This is a genomic window from Cellulomonas septica, from assembly GCF_012396155.1.
Classification (GTDB): domain Bacteria; phylum Actinomycetota; class Actinomycetes; order Actinomycetales; family Cellulomonadaceae; genus Cellulomonas; species Cellulomonas septica.
In genome coordinates this window covers 1-1,026 of record NZ_JAAXOY010000906.1, presented here as the reverse complement: position 1 = coordinate 1,026, position 1,026 = coordinate 1, and the positions used below count along the sequence as shown (strand labels likewise).

At 75.7% G+C, this 1,026-nt stretch carries 2 protein-coding genes; one reads left to right on the top strand and one right to left on the bottom strand.

The features are described from left to right. Positions 1-502, bottom strand: a 502-nt coding sequence (locus tag HGA02_RS20185; protein WP_168681214.1) for a hypothetical protein, incomplete at its 3' end; no start/stop codon positions are given. 80 nt (positions 503-582) lie between these two features. On the opposite strand from HGA02_RS20185, the gene HGA02_RS20180 reads away from it, so the two are divergent. After that, positions 583-1,026 (top strand): RNase H family protein (locus HGA02_RS20180; RefSeq protein WP_168681212.1); only part of this gene is annotated, 444 nt, incomplete at its 3' end.

Sequence of the window (1,026 nt, the reverse complement as noted above, 5' to 3'; positions counted from 1 at the left end):
TCGGACCCGCCTCGTGCCAGCCGTCGTCGGCCGCCGGGGCGGGTCCGCCCTCCGCGGCGAGCCAGACGTCGCCCGACGCGAGCTGCGCACCCACGACCGACGGGACGCAGCCGAGCGTCGCGAGGTCGCCCGACGGCACGGTCAGCACGCACAGGTCGCCCGACGCGCTGATCGCCGCGAACTGCCGCCCGCTGTCGGTCTCCGCGAGGAACCGGGTCGACGCGGGCTCGACGGCCAGCGAGCCGATCTCGGCGCGGTCGACGACGTCGTCGGCACCCTGCGCGGTCGCGAGGACCGGGAGCAGCGTGCGGGCGTCGACGTGCTCGACCACCGGGCCGCGGGCGTTGTCCCGCGCCCACACGAAGCCCGCACCGACGACGCCCGCGGCCGCGAGCAGCGCCAGCACGGTCAGGACCGCCGGGTGACGTCGCCGCGCGACGCCCACCGACCGAAAACCACCGAACGCCTCACCGAAGAGGTCGACGTCGTCGATCGTCGTCATGCTCCTTCATCGGCGCGCCGCGCGCCCGACCTGAGCGACGTGCACCGTTCGGCCCTGCGGGCACGGCAGAATCGACGCTCGTGATCACGGTCAGCACGGACGGCTCCTGCCTGCGCAACCCCGGCGGCGCGATCGGCTGGGCGTGGGCGAACCACGACGGCACGCACGCGAGCGGGGGCGCCGCGTCCGGCACCAACCAGATCGCCGAGCTCACCGCGGTCCTCGAGGCGATCCACGCGCACCCCGGCGACGAGCCGCTGCGCATCGAGGCGGACTCGCAGTACGCGATCAAGTGCTCGTCGGAGTGGGTGCACGGCTGGAAGCGCAAGGGCTGGCGGACGGCCAGCGGCGGCCCCGTGCAGAACCTCGCGCTGATCCAGGCCATCGACCGCGCCATCGCCGAGCGCCCCGGGCCCGTCGCGTTCGCGTGGGTCCGCGGGCACCGCGGTGACCGGTTCAACGAGCGGGCCGACGAGCTCGCGGGCGTCGCCGCGCGCGAGGCGCGCGAGGGGCGCGCCTCGTCC